Origin of the sequence: Microvirga sp. VF16 (assembly GCF_016864375.1) — a bacterium.
Classification (GTDB): domain Bacteria; phylum Pseudomonadota; class Alphaproteobacteria; order Rhizobiales; family Beijerinckiaceae; genus Microvirga.
Genome location: NZ_CP069354.1, coordinates 3,652,290 through 3,670,484, shown reverse-complemented (window position 1 = coordinate 3,670,484; position 18,195 = coordinate 3,652,290). Strand labels below are relative to the sequence as shown.

The 18,195-nt window shown below is 63.5% G+C and carries 18 protein-coding genes; 8 read left to right on the top strand and 10 right to left on the bottom strand.

The window, feature by feature from the left end; translation table 11 throughout:
* Positions 1-55: 55 nt before the first annotated feature.
* The 3 genes from JO965_RS17105 to JO965_RS17095 all read right to left on the bottom strand — a co-directional run bounded on the left by JO965_RS17105 (position 56) and on the right by JO965_RS17095 (position 2,785).
* Entirely contained in the window at positions 56-238 is a 183-nt protein-coding gene (locus JO965_RS17105) for a hypothetical protein (protein WP_203440142.1), read from the bottom strand.
* 174 nt (positions 239-412) lie between these two features.
* Positions 413-817, bottom strand: coding sequence for a hypothetical protein (locus JO965_RS17100; protein ID WP_203440141.1), 405 nt, complete (start codon positions 815-817; stop codon positions 413-415).
* A 90-nt stretch (positions 818-907) separates the two neighbouring features.
* Positions 908-2,785, bottom strand: a complete 1,878-nt coding sequence (locus JO965_RS17095) for an ABC-F family ATP-binding cassette domain-containing protein (RefSeq protein WP_203440140.1) — start codon at positions 2,783-2,785, stop codon at positions 908-910.
* Between the two features lie 208 nt (positions 2,786-2,993).
* Between JO965_RS17095 and JO965_RS17090 the strand changes: the two genes are divergently transcribed.
* Entirely contained in the window at positions 2,994-3,680 is a 687-nt protein-coding gene (locus JO965_RS17090) for a Crp/Fnr family transcriptional regulator (protein WP_203440139.1), read from the top strand.
* Here JO965_RS17090 and JO965_RS17085 read toward each other — a convergent pair.
* On the bottom strand, positions 3,640-4,341 hold the full coding sequence (locus JO965_RS17085; RefSeq protein WP_203440138.1) for a TetR/AcrR family transcriptional regulator: 702 nt from the start codon (positions 4,339-4,341) through the stop codon (positions 3,640-3,642). The two genes, JO965_RS17090 and JO965_RS17085, sit on opposite strands and share 41 nt — an antisense overlap.
* A 145-nt stretch (positions 4,342-4,486) precedes the next feature.
* Here JO965_RS17085 and JO965_RS17080 point away from each other — a divergent pair, with 145 nt between their 5' ends.
* Positions 4,487-5,686 (top strand): HlyD family secretion protein, encoded by a 1,200-nt coding sequence (locus JO965_RS17080; protein WP_203440136.1) that lies wholly within the window; start codon positions 4,487-4,489, stop codon positions 5,684-5,686.
* Between the two features lie 6 nt (positions 5,687-5,692).
* Positions 5,693-7,285 carry a DHA2 family efflux MFS transporter permease subunit gene (locus JO965_RS17075; RefSeq protein ID WP_203440134.1) on the top strand — a complete coding sequence of 531 codons (1,593 nt, stop codon included), beginning with the start codon at positions 5,693-5,695 and terminating at the stop codon, positions 7,283-7,285.
* A gap of 43 nt (positions 7,286-7,328) precedes the next feature.
* Here the strand turns inward: JO965_RS17075 and JO965_RS17070 are convergent, their stop codons facing one another.
* From JO965_RS17070 to JO965_RS17050, 5 genes are all read right to left on the bottom strand, one after another.
* Positions 7,329-7,613, bottom strand: coding sequence for a hypothetical protein (locus JO965_RS17070; protein ID WP_203440132.1), 285 nt, complete (start codon positions 7,611-7,613; stop codon positions 7,329-7,331).
* A gap of 58 nt (positions 7,614-7,671) precedes the next feature.
* Positions 7,672-8,166, bottom strand: a complete 495-nt coding sequence (locus JO965_RS17065) for a DUF2267 domain-containing protein (RefSeq protein ID WP_203440130.1) — start codon at positions 8,164-8,166, stop codon at positions 7,672-7,674.
* A gap of 113 nt (positions 8,167-8,279) precedes the next feature.
* On the bottom strand, positions 8,280-9,326 hold the full coding sequence (locus tag JO965_RS17060; RefSeq protein WP_203440128.1) for an HlyD family secretion protein: 1,047 nt from the start codon (positions 9,324-9,326) through the stop codon (positions 8,280-8,282).
* A gap of 16 nt (positions 9,327-9,342) precedes the next feature.
* Complete coding sequence (locus JO965_RS17055; protein WP_246776895.1) at positions 9,343-10,911, bottom strand: MFS transporter; 1,569 nt, start codon at positions 10,909-10,911, stop codon at positions 9,343-9,345.
* Between the two features lie 125 nt (positions 10,912-11,036).
* A complete protein-coding gene (locus tag JO965_RS17050) occupies positions 11,037-11,471 on the bottom strand; it encodes a MarR family winged helix-turn-helix transcriptional regulator (protein WP_371826802.1) in 435 nt (144 codons plus the stop codon).
* A 225-nt stretch (positions 11,472-11,696) separates the two neighbouring features.
* Between JO965_RS17050 and JO965_RS17045 the strand changes: the two genes are divergently transcribed.
* From JO965_RS17045 to JO965_RS17035, 3 genes are read left to right on the top strand one after another with little or no spacing between them, the layout of a single operon-like run.
* A complete protein-coding gene (locus JO965_RS17045) occupies positions 11,697-12,866 on the top strand; it encodes an ABC transporter ATP-binding protein (protein WP_203440126.1) in 1,170 nt (389 codons plus the stop codon).
* 2 nt (positions 12,867-12,868) lie between these two features.
* Positions 12,869-13,774: an ABC transporter permease gene (locus JO965_RS17040; protein WP_203440125.1), complete on the top strand. Its 906-nt coding sequence runs from the start codon at positions 12,869-12,871 to the stop codon at positions 13,772-13,774.
* Positions 13,771-14,565: an ABC transporter permease gene (locus tag JO965_RS17035; RefSeq protein WP_203440123.1), complete on the top strand. Its 795-nt coding sequence runs from the start codon at positions 13,771-13,773 to the stop codon at positions 14,563-14,565. The genes JO965_RS17040 and JO965_RS17035 overlap by 4 nt, the downstream gene beginning before the upstream one ends.
* Before the next feature lie 72 nt (positions 14,566-14,637).
* Here JO965_RS17035 and JO965_RS17030 read toward each other — a convergent pair whose 3' ends face one another.
* The gene (locus JO965_RS17030; RefSeq protein ID WP_203440121.1) at positions 14,638-16,449 is read right to left on the bottom strand and encodes an AsmA-like C-terminal region-containing protein; all 1,812 of its coding nucleotides are present in this window, start codon (positions 16,447-16,449) and stop codon (positions 14,638-14,640) included.
* 234 nt (positions 16,450-16,683) lie between these two features.
* On the opposite strand from JO965_RS17030, the gene JO965_RS17025 reads away from it, so the two are divergent.
* Both JO965_RS17025 and JO965_RS17020 read left to right on the top strand, forming a co-directional pair.
* Positions 16,684-17,418 (top strand): CoA transferase subunit A, encoded by a 735-nt coding sequence (locus JO965_RS17025; RefSeq protein ID WP_203440120.1) that lies wholly within the window; start codon positions 16,684-16,686, stop codon positions 17,416-17,418.
* A complete protein-coding gene (locus tag JO965_RS17020; protein WP_203440118.1) occupies positions 17,418-18,098 on the top strand; it encodes a 3-oxoacid CoA-transferase subunit B in 681 nt (226 codons plus the stop codon). The genes JO965_RS17025 and JO965_RS17020 overlap by 1 nt, the downstream gene beginning before the upstream one ends.
* The last annotated feature ends 97 nt before the right edge of the window (positions 18,099-18,195 follow it).

The following is an 18,195-nucleotide window of genomic DNA, read 5'->3' as shown; positions in this document are numbered from 1 at the left end:
CAGCAAAAGCTACCTCACGTATGGTCAGCCAGATGTGCTGTCCCGCACTCCATATTTACCTAACGGCATGTTGGGCGAGACAGCCCATGCGCTTCCAATGCAGGCGAACTTTCGATTTGGTCTGAGAGCGGGCCGCATTGTCGTTGACGGCCAGCGCCGAACTCTCGGTCAGATAGGCCATCGGCAGCAGGCCCTCCGAAAACACTTTATCGGTGCAGGCGGAAATCTGGATCCTCATCTGTCAGCCTCCCCCATAAGGCTCCTTCGAGAATACGTTCCTGTTCCGATTCTGCATGGACGCCGAGTAGGTAACCCGGCGCCCTGGGGGAGTAGACAGGAGGTGGTACGGGTTGGGATGACGCGGTCGCGTCGTCAATTTGGCGGCTGGGTGGCCGCCGGCCCGTGCCTTCCATCAGTAGACGTCGTAGCGTCGGACAGGCCGGTCATAGCCGTCATCGTAGTCCCTGAAACCACGATCGTAACCGCGCTCGTATCCGCGTGGCGGAGGCCCACGGTAATAGCCGTCGTCGCGCCAGCTTTCGCCCCGGTCATAGCGGCGGGCAACATAGGCGCAGCGCTTGGGCACGCCCGGCGCCGGATCGCCGAAGACCCGGTTCGAGCAGGGAATACCGCGTTCCCGCACGAAGACCTCTGTGCTCCGTCCGGGAATGCCATAGACGACGCGAGTGGGATAGGGGACGCGGCAGAACCCGTGTTCCCGCGCACAGGGCACCAGGCTTTGCGCCTGGGCCTCCGGCAGCGCCCCAAACATTACTCCAGTGGCAAGCACCGCTGTCGCCAATACCGTGCGAAGCATTTTTGTTCTCCTTCTCGAGAACGCCAATCTATGGCTCCGAGGATGAACGCCGCTCTAACGGTCGGGATCCTTGGTTCGCGGCAGCTGGGGCTAAACGCTCGCTTCCTCGATCTCGCTGCTGAGCATCAGCCATTCCTCCTCGACGGAGACCAGGGTCGCGGCAGCCTCTGCGCGCATCTTGGACAGCTCGGTCGCCTTGGCCGGATCCTTCTGGAAGGCGGTGCCGTCGGCAAGCGCCGCATCGACCTTGCCGATTACGCCCGTGAGCTTCCCCATCCGGCTCTCGAGCGCCTCAAGCTTCTTGCGCAGAGGAGCCAGCGCCACCCGGCGCTCTGCTGCGGCGCGGCGCTCGTCGACCTTGGACGCAATGGGCGCCTGTGGCTTGTCGGGGCGCTTCTGCGGATCGAGATCGCCGGAAAGCACGAGCTGGCGATAATCGTCCATGTCGCCGTCGAAGGGCTTCACGCTACCGTTGCCGACGATCCAGAGCCGGTCGGCGCAGGCCTCGATCAGGAAGCGGTCGTGGCTCACCAGAATGACAGCGCCGGTATAGTCGTTGATCGCCTCCATGAGCGCTGTGCGGCTGTCGATGTCGAGGTGGTTCGTGGGCTCGTCGAGAATGAGCAGGTGAGGGCCGTTGAACGCCGCCAATCCCATCAGCAGGCGCGCCTTCTCGCCGCCTGACAGCGCGGAGACCGGTGTGTCGGCCTTCGCGCCCGGAAAGCCGATCTGCGCCGTGCGGGCGCGGATCTTGGCGATCGGCGTGTCCGGCATCCGCTCGGCGACGTGGTCGTAGGCAGTCGCCTTCGGGTTCAGCTCGTCGAGCTGGTGCTGAGCGAAATAGGCGACATCCATGCGGGTGGGTGTGCGCATCTCGCCCTTCATCGGTGCGAGCCTGCCGCCGATGAGCTTGCAGAAGGTGGACTTGCCGTTGCCGTTAGAGCCGAGCAGCGCGATCCGGTCGTCCGGCGCGATCGTCAGGTTGAGGCGATCGAGCACGATCCGCTCACCATAGCCGACGGCACCGCTCTCGACCGTGATCAGCGGCGGCGCAGAGGGGCGCTCCGGCCCCGGCAGGTTGAAGGGCAGCACATCGTCTTCCACGATGGTGGCGATGGGCTCCAGCTTGGCGAGCCGCTTGACGCGGGATTGCGCCTGCCTGGCCTTCGAGGCCTTGGCCTTGAAGCGGTCGACGAAGGCCTGGAGATGCTTGCGTTCGGCCTCCTGCTTCGCCGCCATCTTGGCAGTCAGCTCGCGCTTTTCCGCATATTGCTTGGCGAACGAGGTGTAGCCGCCGCGATAGATCGTGAGCTTGCCCCGGTCGAGATGGAGGATGTGATTGACGCAGGCGTCGAGGAGCTCCCGATCGTGGCTGATGACCAGCACCGTATGTGGGTAGCGTCCGAGGTAATCGTAGAGCCAGAGCGTGCCCTCGAGGTCGAGGTAGTTGGTCGGCTCGTCGAGAAGCAGCAGGTCCGGTTCGGTGAAGAGCACGGCAGCGAGCGCTACGCGCATGCGCCAGCCGCCCGAGAAATCCGAGCAGGGCCTGTTCTGCGCCTCCGCATCGAAGCCGAGGCCGTGCAGGATCGCGGCCGCCCGCGCAGGCGCGGAATGGGCACCGATATCGGTGAGGCGCGTCTCGATCTCCGCCCGGCGGATGCCGTCCGCCGCCTCGGCCTCGGCCATGAGGGCAGAGCGCTCCTTGTCGGCGGCGAGCACCACCTCGATCAGGGTCTCAGGACCGCCCGGCGCCTCCTGGGCCACGGCGCCGATCTTCATGCCGCGGGGGAGGGTGACGCTGCCGCTCTCGGTGGCAAGCTCCCCCTGGATGATCTTGAACAAGGTGGTCTTGCCCGCGCCGTTGCGCCCGACGAGCCCCACCTTCGCGCCGGTGGGCAGGTTGAAGGAGGCGTGGTCGAGGATCAGCCGGTCGCCGATGCGGTAGGTCAGGTCGTTGACGTGAAGCATGCCGCCTTTTGGCGTGGGATGGCGGCGCTGGCAAGGTCCCTGGAGGTCTCAGGGGGCAGGCGAGGATGCTTCCGGTCGCCCGCGAAGCCTAGCCTGAATCGCCAGTGACAAAATCGCTGAGGGCTGAGAAAGGGATAGGCGATAGGACCATACTGGCTATGGAAAATTTATGCTATAGCCAAGGATAGCATTCAGGGGGAGAAGACCGATGGCGCGGCTCGCCGGGATTAAGCTGTTCAAGGGATTGGATATCGACCTTGAGCGTTTCGAGTCGCGGGCCAATTGGCGCCGGTTCGATCCCGAGGAGGTCCTGGTCGACTTCGACGAGCCCTCGACGGACGTCTATTTCCTCCTCTCAGGCGAAGTCCGGGTCCTCATGCGGACGGCCTCGGGCAAGGAGGTCATCCTCTATGAGATGAAGCCTGGTGACTTGTTCGGGGAGCTGGCCGCGCTCGATGGCGTGCCGCGTTCCGCCAATGTGACGGCGCTCACCCGTGGCGAGGCCTGCGTGATGCCGGCTTCCGTCTTCAAGGAGCTTCTCTTCTCGCATCAGCCCGTTGCCGAGCGGCTTTTCTGCCTCATGGCCTCTCGCATCCGCGAGTTGAACGCCCGTTTCATGGAGCAGACGGTGCTCGATCTCCGGCACCGGCTCTATTCGGAACTGCTGCGCCTCTCGACGCCCCGGCAGGATCGGTCGGGGGAGCGGGTCATCACGCCTCCGCCCTTCCACCATATCGTGGCGGCCCGTATCGGCTGTCGCCGCGAGCAGATCACGCGGGAATTCACCATGCTGACCCAGGAAGGGCTGATCGAGCGTACGCGCGGCGCCCTGATCCTGCGGCAGCCGGACGTGCTCAAAGCGCGCGTAGCCGAGGCCCTGCAGACGGATCACTAGACGGATCTTTCGGCCCATAGGCCGCGAAGAATACCCGGAGTGCATTTTCCACATTCTTCTGAATCTCGGCCTCCGTTGGCGGTTCTCCGACGGAAAAGAGCATGCGGCGCAGGATGCCGGAGACGCAGAGATCGAGGAGATGCTGTGCGGCGATGCCGGTATCCTCGATGGAGAGTCGGCCGGCCTCGACCTGCCGATCGAAATAGGCACTGAGGCGGGCGATGCCCTGGCAGGGACCGGCTTCGTAGAAGGCCTGTCCCAGGCGCGGAAACTTCTCCGCGGCCCCCATCACCATCCGGATCGATGAAATATGTTCGGGCGTGCCTAGGCGACGCAGGTAGCTGATCCCGAGCCTCGTCAGAGCTCCCCGGACGTCGGGATCCTCGGCATCGAGCTTGAACAGAACCTCGGCCAGCCCCTGCTTCTCTTCCGTTGTCAGAGCCGCGAACAGACTCTCCTTGCTGTCGAAATAGACATAGAGCGTGCCCTTGGAGACGCCGGCGACCTTGGCGATCTCACCCATGCTTGCGCCGTCGAAGCCCTGCGCCAGGAAAACCTTCCGGGCGCCCTCCAGGATCTGGCGGCGCTTGGCGTTCTCGGGGCTTTCGTCAGCAGCGGGGGAAGGATTCCGGTCCCGGGTGCTGTCATGGACGGCGCTCATGGTGTCTATTATTTCCTTCTTCACCTATTGACCGAACGGTTCGGTCAAATCATATATGGCAAGCATTCAACAGAGATCAAGGCTGAACGATAGTCCCGAGCCGCTTCGGCTCAAGGGCTTTGTGCCGGCTTTGAAGAGGTTTGAGATGGCTTACCGGGACGAGTTTGAGCAAGGCGCAACGAACGGCTCCGAGACCGCCCGGGAAGGGCAGTCCGGTCAAGCCTCCCAGCCGGTGCAGATGGCTCCGGAGACGGCAGCGCCCACGATCAAGAAGAAGAGGGGCCTCGGCAAGAAGCCGATCATCCTGGCCGTTCTAGCGGCAGTTCTAGCCTTTGGCGGCTACGAGGGCTTCCACTGGTGGACCGACGGACGCTTCATGGTTTCGACCGACGATGCCTATGTTCAGGCGGACATCACGATCCTGTCGGCCAAGATCTCCGGCTACGTGTCCTCCGTGGCGGTCACGAACAACCAGAGCGTCAAGGCGGGCGACCTGATCGCCAAGATCGACGACGGAGATTACCGCCTTGCCCTCCAATCCGCCAAGGACAAGCTCGCGACGCAGCAGAGCGCCATCGCGCGCATCGGCCGCCAGATCGAGGCAGGGCGGGCCTCTGCTGCCCAGGCAGACGCCCAGATTGCGGCTGCGCAGGCAGAAGCCGAGCGGGCCGAGAGCGATTATGCGCGCCAGCAGCAGCTCGCCAAATCCGACTATACCAGCCGGGCCGCACTCGAGAATGCCAAGGCCGCCCGCGACCGCGCCGACGCCAATGTGAAGAGCGCCCAGGCCGCGCTCGCCGCCGCCCAGGCCAATGTGGAAGTTCTCTCCGCCCAGCAGATCGAGGGTGAGCGCCTCGCCGCCGAGTACCAGACCGCCGTTGATAAGGCGCAGCGCGACCTCTCCTTCACGGAAATCCGCGCTCCTGTCGATGGTGTCATCGGCAACAAGGCCATGGAAGTCGGCACCTATGTTCAGCCCGGCGCCCGTCTGGCGGCTCTCGTTCCGCTGACCAGCGTCCATGTGGATGCCAATTTCAAGGAGACGCAGCTCGCTTCCGTGAAACCCGGTCAGAAAGTGCATGTGAAGGTCGATGCCTTCCCCGATTCCGACATCGTCGGGACGGTGGAGAGCGTTTCGCCTGCTGCCGGCGCGGTGTTCAGCCTGCTGCCGCCGGAAAATGCCACCGGCAACTTCACCAAGATCGTCCAGCGCGTGCCCGTTCGCGTCACTGTGAGCCCCGAGGTCGCCCAGCAGGGACTGCTGCGTCCCGGCCTGTCGGTGGTGGTTGACGTCGACACCCGCACCTCGGCCGAGCCTTCAAAGACGGCCAGCATCAAAGAGTAAGGAACCATGGCCGCATCCGCTGCCATCTCGCAGAGGCCGCAAGGCCTACCTGCCGCGAAGCCGGCGCCGCTCGACCGGCGCCGGACCTTCGCGTTCTTCTGCATGGTCTTCGGTATGTTCATGGCGATCCTGGACATCCAGATCGTCTCCGCCTCGCTCGCCGAGATCCAGGCTGGCCTGTCCGCCTCGTCCGAGGAAATCTCCTGGGTGCAGACGAGCTACCTGATCGCGGAAGTGATCATGATCCCGCTCTCGGGCACGCTCTCGCGTGTGCTCTCGACCCGTTGGATGTTCGTGATCGCGTCGGGTGGCTTCACCTTCATGAGCTTCATGTGCGCGACCGCGACGAATATCGAGCAGATGATCGTCTACCGCGCGCTGCAGGGCTTTATCGGCGGCGGCATGATCCCGACGGTGTTCGCTTCGGCCTTCACGATCTTCCCACCGGAGAAGCGGCCCGTGATCTCGCCGATCATCGGCCTCGTGGCGACGCTCGCACCGACGATCGGTCCGACGCTTGGCGGTTACCTGACCGATCTTTTCTCGTGGCACTGGCTGTTCCTCATCAACATCGTGCCGGGCATCTTCGTGACCGTGTCGACCTATCTCCTGGTCGATTTCGACGAGCCGGATCTCAGCCTGTTCAAGTCGTTCGACTGGGCCGGCCTCGGCCTCATGGCGGCCTTCCTCGGCAGCCTCGAATACGTGCTGGAGGAGGGACCTCTGAACGACTGGTTCCAGGATGAGGCGGTGCTGATCCTGACCATCGTCTGTGTCGTCGGCGGTGTCGGATTTTTCTACCGGGTGTTCACGGCAAAGCATCCCATCGTGGATCTGCGCGCCTTCGCCGACCGCAACTTCCTCGCGGGCTCCGCCTTCAGCTTCGTCATGGGCATCGGCCTCTATGGCCTGACCTATCTCTATCCGGTCTATCTGGCACGGGTGCGAGGGTACTCGTCGCTTCAGATCGGCGAGACCATGTTCGTGACAGGCGCCACCATGTTCCTCATGGCGCCGGTCGCGGGAATGCTGTCGCGCAAGATGGATCCGAGATTGATGATGGCCATCGGTTTCGGCGCCTTCGCCTTCGGCACTTGGCAGATCACCGGTCTCACCAAGGATTGGGACTTCTGGGAGCTGTTCGTGCCGCAGATCTTCCGCGGCGTCGGCCTCATGATCTGCATGGTGCCGATCAACAACATCGCGCTCGGAACGCTACCGCCGGATCGGATCAAGAATGCATCCGGTCTGTACAACCTCACCCGCAATCTTGGCGGCGCGGTTGGTTTGGCGGTCATCAACACGCTCCTGAACAACCGCCTCGATCTCCATCTTCAGCGCCTGCGTGAGAGCGTCACGTGGGACAGCTCCACGGCGATGGAGACGCTTAACGCCTTGACGATGAAGTTCCAGGCGCTCGGCACGGACGCGAACGCGGCAGCACTAAAGACCATGGCGAACATGGTCCGGCGCGAGGCCCTGGTGATGTCCTTCGCCGACGTGTTCCTGCTCCTGACCGTGCTGTTCCTAGGCTTGGTCTGCGCCTTGCCCTTCATCAAAAAGCCGCGCGCCGCGCCCGCGGGAGGCGGGGGACACTGAGAAAACCTCCGAAACTTCAGCCCGGCCTCGAGCCGGGCTTTTTTTATTCCTTCGCTTTCAGCTTGAGCTTGCGCAGAAGGTCATAGACTTCATCCACGGAGCGACAGGTCCGGTTCAGGACGATGGGCTGGCGCAGCGACACATGAATGTGGTTCGGCGCATGCATGCGGATGGTGCCGAAACCGGGGAAGCGTCCGTTGCCGGGATGCCGATTGTTCCAGCGGTTGGGTGGCCGTCCAATCCAGGGGCGGTAGGTGTGCACGACGTCGAGCAGCCGCGCGCATTCCCGATAGAAGCTCTCTTCCAGAGCATGCTGTTCCGCTTTCATCGATCTTCGGCGGCATTCTCACCCGGCCAGCCTACCATCCTGGAGGGATGAGCATGCTTCAGGCTTCGCGGGAGAGGCGTGTCTCGTCGATTTCCATCTCGACCCGCGTTTTGTCTCCAGACGGAGCAGTTTCCGGCCACAGAACCCGGATATCCTCCGGCAGGGCATGCCGCACCTTCTGTATCTGCCCCTCGGGAATGTGCCGCGTCAGCACGGTGAAGACGGCGACGGCTGCATTCCGCGGCTCGACGGGGCGGGTCGAGCTCAAATCTACTGCAAGGATATCGAGAAATTCATCGAGCGAGCGATAGCGCTCGGGCGCCGCCGCAGGCCGCCACCGATCATAGTAGAGACCGCGCACAAGGAGCGGCAGCTCCGCGCTTAAGTGAGCGGTCAGCTCCACCGGGATGCGGTCACGCAAGGCGCGCAGCACAGAGCCCAGCACATGCCAGGCCACGTGACGGTCGGTGCCGAGCGCCTCCATGATTTCCTTGAGCCAAGTATTGGTGGTGTGAAGGGTTTTATCGAAAACTTCGAGACCGGTGGCGCTCATGGCGAACCTCCTTGGCCATTGCACGCCGAACGATAGAGACAGCCGGTTGTTCCGACTGTCCAGCTCAAAACACCCCGATTAAGACAAGGCAATGATGAGATACGGATCTTGTCTCAGGTGCGCCGCGCGTCGGTGTCGACGCTCACCACCACCGACATGCCTGGCGACAGACGCTCCGCGAGCGCCTGGCCGGGATCGATGGCGATGCGCACCGGTACCCGCTGCGCAACCTTGGTGAAATTGCCGGTCGCGTTGTCGGTTCTGATCACGCTGAATTCCGAACCCGCGGCTGGCGAGAAGCGTTCGATATGGCCCTTCAGCTCGGCATGCTGGAGCGCATCGACGGTGAAGGTGACGGACTGGCCGGCTTCCATGCCGGCGAGCTGTGTTTCCTTGAAGTTCGCGATGACCCAGATCCGCTCCGGCACGAGGGCGAGGAGCTGCGTGCCGGCGGCCACATATTGCCCGACGCGGGCGCCGACCTCTCCGAGCTGGCCGTCCGCCGGCGCCACGATGCGCGTGTTCTGCAGGTCGATCTCGGCAAGCCTGACGGCCGCCTCGGCACCTTGCACCGCAGCCTCCAAGGACTGGCGGCTCACGAGCGTCGCGGCAAGGTCCTGGCGCGACACCTCCAATGCGGCTTGTGCCTGATGCAGGGCCGCTGTGGCCTGATCGAGAGCGGCACGGGCCTGGTCGGCTTGGCTCTGCGTCGTGACGCCGCGCTCCAGCAGCGGCTCGATCCGCTTCCAGCTCGCTTCCGCCGCCTTGAGCGCCGCCTGGGCGCTGGCGACCTGGGCCTCGCTGGAGACGATACGCGCTTCGTCCGAGCGGCGCTTCTGCTCGGAATTGGCCAAAGCAGCCTGCTGGCCGGCAAGCGTCGCCTTCGCCTGTTCCAGCTTCTGGGTGAAGATGCGGTCGTCGATCTTCACCAGAAGCTGACCGGCCTTCACGCGCTGGAAATCCTGCACCGCCACTTCGGCCACGTAGCCGGCGAGCTGAGGGCTGACGAGCGTCACCTGTCCGCGCACATAGGCGTTGTCCGTGATCTGGACGGAGCTCTCGAAGGGCGGCAGGCGCCAGGCATAGAGCACCAGGACGATTCCGATGGCGCCGATGGATGTCGCGATGAGTATCGTGGTGGAGCGAAGGAACTTGAGCATGGCAATCGGTGTGGTGTTAGGCGACAGCGGTTTCGGGAACGGTTGAAAGACGTGCGCCGATGGCCCGGACCGCGACGTGGGCAATCAGGGCTGCGAGCGCGAAGGCGGCGAGCAACGCGATCGCCAGGAAGGCATCGTTGTAGGCGAGTACGGTTGCCTCCCGGTTGACCTGTTGGCCGAGCAGGACGATGCCCTCGGCGTTCAAAAGCGACTTGTCCGTCATCACGCGGCCATAGGCACCGGAAAGCTGGCTCAGGCGCTGCGCGACCAGTGGATCCGTGGATATCAGATGGTTGGCGAGATCCTGGACGTGGAATTTCGTGCGCCACGTCATGAAGGTTCCGACGATGGCGGATCCGAGCACGCCGCCGATGCTCTGGGTGGTGAGGAAGACGATGACGAAGCTGAGAATGTAGGTCGGTCCCTTCTTCAGAGCCATCATGAGGCCCGATGCCATGGCTGGCGGCAGGAAGAGCGCGCCTGCGAAAGCGATGAGAGCCTGGCTCAGATACATCTCGGCAGGACGCGTCAGGTTCGTAGCGCGACCGTCCATGACGGCACCAATGATGAGGAGCGCGAGAGCAACCATATGGATGGCAGGCTCGCGCCCGGGCTTCATCACCGCCGCGCAGGCAAGACCGCCGGTCACCGATGCGGCGAGAATGATCAGGGAGAGCACCTGCATCTGATCGTTCTGCAATCCGAGAGCCTGGAAAAAGCCGAAGGCGCCGCTCGTCTGCTCCGACAACACGATGCGGAAGATCAGGAGCGCGCCGGTGAAGTGCACGACTTCCCGGCTCGCGAGCCAGCGGATATCGAGCAACGGGCTCTCGCGATTCAGTTCGAGCACGATCGCGACGGTGATGGCTGCGATGCCGATGGCCAGCATGATGCCGAGCCAGGGCGCCTCGAACCACCAATAGACGCGACCCAGGGTGAGCACCATGGCGGTCAGCCCGAAGCCGACAGCAATCAAAAGATAGCTCACCACATCGCGCCAATGGATCACCTTCGCGCGGGGCTGAGGCGTCAGCGGCAGAAGATAGACGGCGGCGAAGGCCATCATGGCAATGGCGATCTCGAACACGTAGAGGCCGTGCCACTGCCCGATCATCAAAAGGTCTGGCGAAATCAGCCGTGCGAGCGGCGCGCCGAGGGAAATGTTCGTAAGGGCCAGGGACAGGCCGATGTTCAGCTTTTTGGCCGGCGGAAACGCTTCCAGCATGTAGAGAAAGCCGAGCGACGACATCGGCGCTGCCGCAATGCCGCTGAAGAAGCGCACGATCAAGGCCGAGTGCAGATCCTCGACGAAAAGATGCATGAGCGTGACGAGCACGAAGACGAGGATGCTCAACTCCGCGAAGTTGCGCAGGCCGTATTGCGTCCGGATCTTGATGAGGGCGAGCGCGAGGCTGACATTGGGCGCCATATAGGCGGCCATGAGCCAGGTGGCTTCGTTGGTGGTTGCGCCAAGCGCGCCCTGGATCTGCGGCAGGTTCGCCGAAATGAGGTTCATGCCCAAGCCCTGGGTGAGGGCAAGGAGAAGCGAGGCGAGCATGTAGCATGCCGCCCTTAAGGCAGGCATGGGGGCAGGTGCCGCCGGAGGGGAGGGCGGAGCCTGCGGTGTCTCGATCCCGGAGCGGCCGGCGTCGGAGCTCTCGTTCTCAGTTGCGCGGCTTTCGGACATTGCAGTCACGGGAGGAACACCATTCAGTTTGCGGCTTCGATGTTCCGGCCCATGGCCTCGCAGACGCGAATAGCGACCTTGAGATCGTCCTCGCTGATGTCCTTGAGTACGTCGCTGCGGAATTCCTTCACGAGCCGATCCACATGGGCCGCCTGTTCCTGACCCGTTGCGGTCAGGGCAATCTGCTTGGCCCTCCGGTCGCCGTTCACCGGCCGGCGCTCGATCAGGCCCTGTTTCTCCAGGCTGTCGAGTAGCGGGACAAGGGTCGGGCCTTCGATCTCGAGCATCTCTGCAAGCTCCGTCTGGGTCATGCCCTCTTTCTTGCTGAGAAAGATCAGCGTGCGCGCCCGCGCCAAGGTCAGGCCTTTGGCCCGCACGCGGGCATCGAACAGGGTGCGCATCTTCCGACTGACCTTCCAAAGTTCCTCGGAGAATATCGCTTTGGCCGGGGGCATCATCTTTATCCTAGTGGGCATATTATTAGTATGCTAATAATGTGGGTGCTTGGTACTCCCATTCCAAGCCCATCGCAAGGCAGTTTGCGGCTCAGATCCGGCAGGGCAGGGTTGCGCCCAGCATCGCTCTCAAGCAGGTGAAACAGCGCGTTTAAGCTGTTGTTCTCGGAGGCCGAACATCATAGCTTGCCCGCTGGTTTCCTCGTTCAAGGTTGAAGTCAAAACATCTTGCCTCCTCCGTCTCGACAATCCGCCTCCGTCGGCGCCGTGCGCCGCGCCTTCGCGCCCTGGTCCAATCCCGATGCCAAGCCGCTCATCCGCTTCGAGAACGTGACGAAGCGGTTCGGCGATGCGATGGCGGTGGATCACCTCTCCCTGAACATCTTCGAAGGCGAGTTCTTCTGCCTGCTCGGCCCCTCCGGCTGCGGCAAGACGACCCTCATGCGCATGCTCGCGGGCTTCGAGACGCCGAGCGAGGGTACGATCACCTTGGGCGACCAGAACCTTGCCGGCGTGCCGCCCTATCGGCGACCGGTGAACATGATGTTCCAGTCCTATGCGCTCTTTCCCCATATGAGCGTGGAGAAGAACATCGCCTTCGGCCTGAAGCAGGACGGGATGCCGAAGGACCAGATCGCGGAGCGCGTCGGCGAGATGCTTCGCCTCGTCCAGCTCGAAAAGCTCGCCCGGCGCTATCCGAGCCAGCTCTCCGGCGGCCAGCGCCAGCGCGTGGCGCTCGCCCGTGCGCTTGCCAAGAAGCCGAAGGTGCTGCTTCTCGATGAGCCCCTCGGTGCCCTCGACAAGAAGCTGCGCGAGGAGACCCAATTCGAGCTGATGGACATCCAGCACGAACTCGGCATGACCTTCGTGGTCGTCACGCACGATCAGGAGGAGGCCATGACCATGGCCGACCGCATCGCCGTGATGGACCAGGGCCGCATCGCCCAGGTCGCGACGCCGGGTGAGATCTACGAGCAGCCCAAGACCCGTTTCATCGCCGAGTTCGTCGGCGACGTGAACATTCTGGAAGGTCATGTGCAGGGGCAGGAGAACGGTCTCTGGCGCGTGGAGACGCCGTCGGCTCGCGCACCGCTGACCATTGACGATCCGGACGAGGTGCTGCATTCCGGCCAGGCCGTGGCGATTGCCGTGCGGCCCGAGAAGATGGTGATCCAGCGCGACCCGCCGGGACCCGGCGCCATCAACGTGCTCACCGGCGAAGTGTGGGATATCGGCTATCTCGGCGACTGGACGGTCTATCGCGTGAAGCTCGCCACCGGCGAGATCCTGCGTGTGACCCGCGCCAATGCTTCGCGCTTCGTCGAGAACCCCATCGACTGGGACGAGCAGGTCTATGTCACCTTCGCGCCGGATGCGGCCGTGATCCTGGCGGAATAGCCATGATGGACCGCTCTCTCACGCGACGCCTCACCGCGGGGCTCGTGCCGGCCATTCCCTATCTCTGGCTCGGCGTGTTCTTCCTCGTGCCGTTTCTGATCGTCCTCAAGATCAGCCTGTCGGACCCGGCCGTGGCCCAGCCGCCCTACAAGCCGGTCTTCGACTGGAGCGATATTTCCGGATTCTTCAGCGGGCTCGATCTCGAGAATTTCGAGCTCCTGACCCAGGACGACCTCTATTTCCGCGCGACACTCTCCTCCGTGCGCATCGCGGCGATCTCGACATTGCTGCTGCTTCTGGTCGGATTTCCCATCGCCTATGGCATGGCCCGCGCGCCGGAGCGCTATCGTCCGCTGCTGGTGGCGCTCATCATTCTACCGTTCTGGACGAGCTTTCTCATCCGCATCTATGCCTGGGTCGCAATTCTGAAACCGGAAGGGCTGCTCACGCAGGCGCTCATGGGGATCGGTCTGATCTCCGAGCCGCTCGACATCCTCAACACGGAAACGGCGGTCTATATCGGCATCGTCTACGCCTATCTGCCCTTCATGGTGCTGCCGCTCTATGCGACGCTGGAGAAGATGGACGATACGCTTCTGGAGGCAGCGCTCGATCTCGGCTCGACGCCCTGGCGCTCGTTCTGGACCATCACCGTGCCGCTCGCCATGCCGGGTATCATTGCCGGTTCGCTCCTGTGCTTCATCCCGGCGGTGGGCGAGTTCGTCATCCCCGATCTGCTCGGCGGCTCGGAGACGCTGATGATCGGCCGTCAGCTCTGGAGCGAGTTCTTCTCCAACCGCGACTGGCCGCTCGCTTCCGCCGTGGCGATCCTGCTGCTCATCATCCTCGTCGTGCCCATCGTGATCTATCGCGATGTCGAGGCGCGGCGCGTGGAGGCACGGCCATGAACCGGCGTCTGAGCCTCTTCAATGTCACCTCGCTCGTGATCGGTTTCGCGTTTCTGTATCTGCCGATCCTGCTGCTGGTGATCTATTCCTTCAATGCCTCGCGCCTCGTCACCGTCTGGGGCGGATTCTCCACGCAGTGGTACGGGGCGTTGTTTCGCAATGAGGGGCTTATCGAAGCAGCCTGGGTGACTTTGCGCATCGCGCTCCTGTCGGCGACGCTGGCGACCGTCCTCGGCACCCTCGCGGCACTCGCGCTCACGCGCTACGGGCGTTTTCCCGGCCGCACGCTCTTCACCGGCATGGTCTATGCGCCCATGGTCATGCCGGAGGTGATCACCGGCCTGTCGCTGCTTTTGTTCTTCGTCGCAGTGGATCTTGACCGCGGCTTCTGGACGATCACGCTCGCGCATACCACGCTTACCATGTGCTTCGTGACGGTGGTGGTGCAGTCGCGGCTCATGACCTTCGACCGCTCGCTCGAAGAGGCGGCGATGGATCTCGGCGCGCCGCCCCTGCGTACGTTCTTTTCCGTGACGCTGCCGCTGATCGCGCCATCCATCGTGGCGGGCTTCCTGCTTGCCTTCACCCTGTCCATGGACGATCTGGTGATCGCAAGCTTCAACGCGGGGCCGGGTGCGACGACCCTGCCGATCAAGATCTACAGCCAGGTGCGGCTCGGGCTTTCGCCGGAGGTGAATGCGGCATCCGCCATCCTGATCGGCATCGTGACCCTGGGTGTGATCTCAGCGACCCTGCTCAGCAAGCGCTCGGCCCTGCGGTCGCGGCGCTAGAGCATCGTTGATACGGAAAATCGGATCCACTTTTTGCTGATGCGGCCCTCTGGGGCCGCACGATGGCGAGGCTCACTGAGCAGTAGCCTGAGGCCGCTGCTGGTTGGCCGGAACGCGCTCGGAAGGGAAGAGAGGCTTCGCTGCGCCCGAGCGCTCGATAAGGGAGCGGACCTGCGGGGACACCGCGACATTGTCCCAATCGCCCATGACGTTGAAGACGAGGGCGGGTGACTGGCCCGTCTGGGCATCGGCCGGCGAAACATTCGCCGTCATGCTGAGCTGGCGGTCGACCAGAAGCACCTGCCCCTTCAGGTCGGCCTGCACGTCAGGTCCCCAGAGACGGGCTTCCGCGATCTCGCCGATACCGTTCTTCACCACGACCTGCGCCTGTGCCTTGTCGAATGGTGTGCGCCCGCCCTTCCAGTTGAGCGAGGCAAGGAGCGGACGCTTCTCCACCCGGCGAAGGGCGTCATGGAGGGCGATGCCCACGAGCTCGCCTTCGGTGACCTCGATCGAGGAGCGGCCCTGGGCCTCACGGATCACATCTGCAGGATTCTTGCCCAGTCCCTCGAAACTGAACTGCCCGGTCGCCTGGCCGGTGATCCAGCGCGGCTCGCCCATGGCGGCGAGGAAGGGAGCGATCTTCACGCCAGCAAATGTGCCCTGACTCTTCAGTTCGACCTGACCGTTGTGCTTCACCAGGGACAGACGGCCCTTGAGGCTGCCGTCATGGAAGCCGGCCCGTCCGATGGAAGCCTCGATCCGGCCGGGTTGCACGAGCACGCTAGCGGCCATGTCGTCGAGGCTGAGGCGGCCGAGGCTGGCGCTCGCGGCCGAGAGGCGCAGGTCGAGATCGGTGCCGGTGGCCCGCGTCAGATCGATGGTTTCCTCGCTCCAGGAGCCGGAGGAGGTCCGGGCCTGAGAGAAGGGCGCGAACAGATCCGACAGATTGAGCGTGTCGGCCGCGAGCGTCCCGGTGATGACGGGCCGGTCGGTATCGAAGCGGACACCCAGAGTGCCTTCGAGCTTGTCGTCGCCCAGCATCACCGAAACGGCGGGCCATGACAGGCGCCGACGGTCCATGGAGAAATCACCGCCGACGGAGACCGCTCGCAGCAGCGACCCGAAGGGCAGCTCCACGCCGCTCCAGCGGGTGAAATCGCGCACGGATTTGGCCTGGATGGTGCTCTCCCCGGTGATCCGCGGGGTTTCGCCGAGTTGCGCCTCGCCTTCGGCCGCAATGCGCGCCGAGGGAGTGGCGAGAGTCAGGGTGAAGGGGCTGATCCGGTCGGAGACCAAAAGATCGGGGAAAACCGAGGCCTGTTCGAGGGAAATCACCTCGTCCCGCCAGTGAGCGGATCCCACCATGGTCATCGGCTCGGCCGCGTCGGCCCAGCGGATGACGAGGTTGAGCTGGTCGAGATTGGCTTCCTTCAGATCGGTCCAGCGCAGGGTGGATTTGCTCACGATGAGGCGCCGGGCATAGGTCGCGCTCGACCGATCCTTGAGAATCTCCGTCCATTTGACCGATTGCAGGGCCTGGAAGGAACCTGTGATGCGCGTTTCTGTCAGGTCGAAGTCGGAGAGCTCGATCCGCCCCATGAGAAGCGGCAGGAGGCGAAGCTCGCCCCTCAGGGTTCCGCCCTCGGCCTTAAGGGCCCGATCCGGGAACTGAAGCGTGACATTCTCGAACTTGACCCGGGGAATGGGGAGGACGGCGAAGGTGCTGCGACCTCTGACCGTCAGCTCGAGGCCGTATTTGTCTTTCACGTGCTTGGTCAGAGCCGCCGAAAGGCCGCCCCCTGGAAGCGTCCAGGGAGAGGCTGCCGTTCCGAGAACGGCGAGCGAAATCAACGCAATGAGGAGGACAACGCGGCGGGACATGGGATGAATGTTGTAAACCTTAAGTCCTGCCTCGCAAGCGGGGATGAGGGAATGTCCTCAGGCAAGACCGAAATCATGGATCGTTTCCATATATCCATATGAAGGGATTGTCTAAATTGAGGCCAGGTTGCAGGGTGGCCGCCATTCGAGCCAGACCTGCCCTGCGACCTAATGGCCGCGGGTCGGTTTGGAGTGCTTCGAAGGGCAGGAATCTGCTCACAGGGAGAAGTTTTGATGGATAAAGTTTACAGCGATGCGCGGGCAGCGCTGGCTGGAGCGGTCAAGGATGGCATGACCATCATGGCCGGCGGTTTCGGCCTGTGCGGCATTCCGGAGACGCTGATCGAGGCGATCCGTGATTCGGGGGCGAAGGACCTGACCTTCATCTCCAACAATGCCGGCGTCGACGGCATCGGCCTCGGCCGCCTGCTCGAGACCCGCCAGATCCGCAAGATGATCAGTTCTTATGTGGGCGAGAACAAACTGTTTGCCCAGCAATATCTCTCCGGCGAGCTGGAGCTGGAATTCAACCCGCAAGGCACGCTGGCCGAGCGCATCCGCGCTGGCGGTGCCGGCATCCCGGCCTTCTACACCAAGACCGGCGTCGGCACGCTGATTGCCGAGGGCAAGGAGGTGCGCGAGTTCAACGGCGAGCCATACGTCATGGAAACGGGCCTGTTCGCCGACATCTCCATCGTGCATGCCTTCAAGGGCGACACCGAGGGCAACCTCGTCTACCGCAAGACCGCCCGCAACTTTAACCCGATGATGGCGACCGCTTCGCGCCTCACCATCGCCGAGGTCGAGCATCTGGTCGAAGCCGGCAAGATCGATCCGGATGGCATCCACACGCCGGGCATCTTCGTCAAACGCATGGTGCATGTGCCGAACCCGGTCAAACACATCGAGCAACGCACGACCCGCAAGCGCGCCGAGGCCGCGCCTGCCGGAGCAGGAGAGGAAGTCTGATGGCCTGGACCCGTGACCAGATGGCCGCCCGCGCGGCCAAGGAGCTGCGCGACGGCTTCTACGTCAATCTCGGCATCGGCATTCCGACGCTGGTGTCGAACTACATCCCGAAGGGCATGCGCGTGCAGCTGCAGTCGGAGAACGGCATGCTCGGCATGGGCCCATTCCCCTATGAGGGCGAGGAGGACGCGGACCTGATCAATGCCGGCAAGCAGACGATCACCGAGCTGCCGACCACGAGCTATTTCTCCAGCTCCGATTCCTTCGGCATGATCCGCGGCGGCCATATCGACCTGTCGATCCTGGGCGCCATGCAGGTGGCCGCAAACGGCGATCTCGCCAACTGGATGATCCCCGGCAAGATGGTGAAGGGCATGGGCGGCGCCATGGATCTGGTGGCGGGCGTCAAGCGCGTCGTCGTGGTCATGGAGCATGTCGCCAAGGCCAAGGATGGCTCGGAGGATCCGAAGCTGCTGAAGGCCTGCAACCTGCCGCTCACCGGCACCGGCGTGGTCGATCTGGTGATCACCGATCTGGGCGTGTTTGCCATCGACAAGAAGGGCGGCTCCGGCATGACCCTGATCGAGCTCGCCGACGGCGTCACCCTCGATGAGATCAAGGCCAAGACCCAGGCCGAGTTCAAGGTCGCCCTGAACGGAAGCCAGTCCAACGCGGCCTGATCGTTACGGCGCGTTGCACGTCAAGTCAGTTCTCTTTCCTGCAGGTCCCGGGGTAACCCGGGGCCTGTCGTTTATCATGAGTGGCCAAGCGCGGAAC

What these genes read in the sequence shown, in the direction of transcription:
- JO965_RS17105 (WP_203440142.1), bottom strand. Translation starts at nt 238, where the DNA reads ATGAGGATCCAGATTTCCGCCTGCACCGATAAAGTGTTTTCGGAGGGC.
- JO965_RS17100 (WP_203440141.1), bottom strand. Translation starts at nt 817, where the DNA reads ATGCTTCGCACGGTATTGGCGACAGCGGTGCTTGCCACTGGAGTAATG.
- JO965_RS17095 (WP_203440140.1), bottom strand. Translation starts at nt 2,785, where the DNA reads ATGCTTCACGTCAACGACCTGACCTACCGCATCGGCGACCGGCTGATC.
- JO965_RS17090 (WP_203440139.1), top strand. Translation starts at nt 2,994, where the DNA reads ATGGCGCGGCTCGCCGGGATTAAGCTGTTCAAGGGATTGGATATCGAC.
- JO965_RS17085 (WP_203440138.1), bottom strand. Translation starts at nt 4,341, where the DNA reads ATGAGCGCCGTCCATGACAGCACCCGGGACCGGAATCCTTCCCCCGCT.
- JO965_RS17080 (WP_203440136.1), top strand. Translation starts at nt 4,487, where the DNA reads ATGGCTTACCGGGACGAGTTTGAGCAAGGCGCAACGAACGGCTCCGAG.
- JO965_RS17075 (WP_203440134.1), top strand. Translation starts at nt 5,693, where the DNA reads ATGGCCGCATCCGCTGCCATCTCGCAGAGGCCGCAAGGCCTACCTGCC.
- JO965_RS17070 (WP_203440132.1), bottom strand. Translation starts at nt 7,613, where the DNA reads ATGAAAGCGGAACAGCATGCTCTGGAAGAGAGCTTCTATCGGGAATGC.
- JO965_RS17065 (WP_203440130.1), bottom strand. Translation starts at nt 8,166, where the DNA reads ATGAGCGCCACCGGTCTCGAAGTTTTCGATAAAACCCTTCACACCACC.
- JO965_RS17060 (WP_203440128.1), bottom strand. Translation starts at nt 9,326, where the DNA reads ATGCTCAAGTTCCTTCGCTCCACCACGATACTCATCGCGACATCCATC.
- JO965_RS17055 (WP_246776895.1), bottom strand. Translation starts at nt 10,911, where the DNA reads ATGCCTGCCTTAAGGGCGGCATGCTACATGCTCGCCTCGCTTCTCCTT.
- JO965_RS17050 (WP_371826802.1), bottom strand. Translation starts at nt 11,471, where the DNA reads ATGATGCCCCCGGCCAAAGCGATATTCTCCGAGGAACTTTGGAAGGTC.
- JO965_RS17040 (WP_203440125.1), top strand. Translation starts at nt 12,869, where the DNA reads ATGATGGACCGCTCTCTCACGCGACGCCTCACCGCGGGGCTCGTGCCG.
- JO965_RS17035 (WP_203440123.1), top strand. Translation starts at nt 13,771, where the DNA reads ATGAACCGGCGTCTGAGCCTCTTCAATGTCACCTCGCTCGTGATCGGT.
- JO965_RS17030 (WP_203440121.1), bottom strand. Translation starts at nt 16,449, where the DNA reads ATGTCCCGCCGCGTTGTCCTCCTCATTGCGTTGATTTCGCTCGCCGTT.
- JO965_RS17025 (WP_203440120.1), top strand. Translation starts at nt 16,684, where the DNA reads ATGGATAAAGTTTACAGCGATGCGCGGGCAGCGCTGGCTGGAGCGGTC.
- JO965_RS17020 (WP_203440118.1), top strand. Translation starts at nt 17,418, where the DNA reads ATGGCCTGGACCCGTGACCAGATGGCCGCCCGCGCGGCCAAGGAGCTG.